This window comes from Brachybacterium sp. AOP3-A1-3, assembly GCF_052378285.1.
Lineage (GTDB): Bacteria > Actinomycetota > Actinomycetes > Actinomycetales > Dermabacteraceae > Brachybacterium.
In genome coordinates, this window is sequence record NZ_JBQSXM010000046.1 from 1 (window position 1) to 2,418 (window position 2,418).

The 2,418-nt window shown below is 62.1% G+C and carries 3 protein-coding genes and 1 pseudogene; 2 read left to right on the forward strand and 2 right to left on the reverse strand.

Features of this window, described 5'->3' with window-relative positions; genetic code table 11:
• Together ACT3T5_RS19470 and ACT3T5_RS19475 are read right to left on the reverse strand one after the other, a co-directional pair.
• Positions 1–672, reverse strand: a 672-nt coding sequence (locus ACT3T5_RS19470; protein ID WP_444595318.1) for a DNA methyltransferase, incomplete at its 3' end; no start/stop codon positions are given.
• Positions 673–693: 21 nt separating this feature from the next.
• Positions 694–1,671, reverse strand: a complete 978-nt coding sequence (locus tag ACT3T5_RS19475; RefSeq protein WP_158522596.1) for a magnesium transporter CorA family protein — start codon at positions 1,669–1,671, stop codon at positions 694–696.
• A gap of 117 nt (positions 1,672–1,788) precedes the next feature.
• On the opposite strand from ACT3T5_RS19475, the gene ACT3T5_RS19480 reads away from it, so the two are divergent.
• Positions 1,789–2,127: a transposase gene (locus ACT3T5_RS19480; RefSeq protein ID WP_160119514.1), complete on the forward strand. Its 339-nt coding sequence runs from the start codon at positions 1,789–1,791 to the stop codon at positions 2,125–2,127.
• A pseudogene (locus tag ACT3T5_RS19485) lies at positions 2,099–2,418 on the forward strand (hypothetical protein); the annotation flags it as partial. The gene ACT3T5_RS19480 and the pseudogene ACT3T5_RS19485, both read left to right, overlap by 29 nt.

Genomic DNA, 2,418 nt, shown 5'->3' on the forward strand with positions numbered 1-2,418 from the left:
CACGGCGATGTGCTGCAAGGTCGGGAAGTCCTGACCGTTCGCAGGATGGGTCCAGAAGCCGGACGTGTCGATGACCTCTTGGGCGCCTCGTGTGAGCGTGTCGTTGAGGGTGATCAGCACGCCGAGCTGCGCGTCGCGGGCATTGTGGACGGTCCCAACGAGATCGCGCACGTGGGTCGGGGGCACCGTCTTGCCGCCCTTCACTGAGACAAGGACCTTGCCAACGGTGGTGCTGTCGATGATGAACCGGCGAACGCCGTCGATGCCCTTGTCTCCGACCTGCCTCTCGTTCGGCTGGGCGTGGAGCATCGAGACCGCCCAGCGCTCGAAGTCGAACGGCGACTTCTCGAACAGGCGCTGCGCCGACTGCATGTCGTACGGGATTCCATCCACCACTACCTGGTCCATGACGGACTGGCCGAAAGTGGCCTGCAACCGCTTGATGATGAGGTCAATCGAGATGTACGTGATGTCGATGCCTACCCACGACCGACCGAGCTTCTGCGCCGCGTCTACCGTCGTCCCGCACCCGCAGAACGGGTCCAGGACCACCGCACCCGGATTGGTAGTGAGCTTGATGATCCGTTCCAGCAGCGCCAAGGGCTTCTGGGTTGGGTAGCCGAGCCGTTCAGCAGCTGAACACCGGCAACGACGCCGAACGCCCCCGCCCACCAGCCCGATGAAACATCGAGGCTAGAGCCAACGCTGACGGCGGAAGACGGCGTACAGGCCCGCGGAGATGATGACCATTGCCAGAATCGATAGCGGGTAGCCAAAATCCCAGGTAAGTTCCGGAATTGACGCAAAATTCATCCCGTATATCGCTCCGACAAGGCTCGGAGTGAATAGGATGGCGGCCCACCCTGAAACGCGCTTCATGTCCTCGTTCTGTTTCTGGGCCACTAGGGCCAAGTAAACCGTAACGAGCTGTGTCAGCCGTGCGTGGATGCCGGACACTCTGGACAGAAGGTCATCTGCGTCCTCGGCGAAGGCCGCAGCATCGGCTGACCAGTCTGAGTTCTTCGACGCCCCTGGCGCGGGGATTCGATCGATGAACCGGCACAGGGAAGCAAGAGAGGAGCGGACCTTGCTGGCATCGGAGCCGAGCCGATAAACGCTCTCGATGTCCTTCTCGAATTCCCCGAAAATACTCGACTCGCAGTCCGCAGTGCCGTCCTCCAGGGAAAGTGCGGCAGAGTCATAGGAATCGATCGCGGCCTCGACGATGAGCGTTAGCGTCAGTTCCGCCTCATCTGCGGCAAAGTATCGCCCTGAGTTGTCTTCCGCCGGATGCCAGGCGGTCCCGATTCCGTCGACATCTTCAAAGACCACCAGCCAGTCGTCATGAAAGACAATGTGTAGTGATTCTATTCGTAGATCTTCTTGCCCTGCTTTTGCGATCCGGTTTATTCGCAGAAGGAAGGAGGGGCCGAATACATCCAGGCGAGGGCGACCGGCTCCTTCACGCAGGATTTCTCGCATGTTCTCCGGGAACTCGAATTCAGTTCCAAGTTGGTCAACCGTGTGCTCGCGCCCACATTGGCAGTCGACGACCTCGCCTCGATCCGTGATCAATGATCGGAGATCCGCAATCGGCTGCTGTTGCTTTGGTCGGACCTGCGGTCGCATCGCGTGTGCGGTGCCACCGGAGCATCCAAGGTGTTCAGTCATCCGGCGAGTGTAGTGGCGCAGAGGGGAGATGCGAGAGCCAGAGCCGCTCACGATGCCGGCCAGGACGCTGTAGCGCGCTGGGTCTCCTTCCCGAGTCTCACGAAGGAGAACTGGAGTATGCCCACGAAGTTCTGCTCGGAGCTGCGTGATCGTGCGGTCCGCATGGTCTACGACCGCCACGCCCTTGAAAGTGGCCCAGGAGCGCAGTCGACCCGCGCCGTCGCGCCCGAGCTCGGCGTCGGTGAGGAGCCCTTGCGGAGCTGGTGCAACCGCTACGGCCCCGCCGAGAGATCGTCCCGTCCGCAGGAATCGCTCGAGGAGGAGAATCGCCGGCTGAGGAGCGAAGTGACCGACATGCGCCGTGCGAACGAGATCTTGAAGAAGGCATCGGCATTTTATCCGCGCAGCCCGATCGCCCCACGACGAAATGATCCGGTTCATCGATATGCACCGTGAACAATTCGGTTTCGAGGCTGTCTGCCGCGTGGTCGGCACGACAGAATGTGGGTTTCTCACCTCCCGCGGCTGCCGAGCCGCGAAGCAGCGCCCAGCCTCTGCCCGCGGCATCTGGGCCGCAAAGTTCACCTGCGTTCGCATCCCGAAAGGGCTCTGCGACGCCGCGCTCTTCACGGACGTCCGCACGCGGCGGATCGTCGGCTGGGCCGTCGCGGCCCGCCTGCCCACCGAGGCATTGCCGTTGCAGGCCCTCGAGCACGCTCTACTGTGCACCTGCGCCGAAGCCTCTAG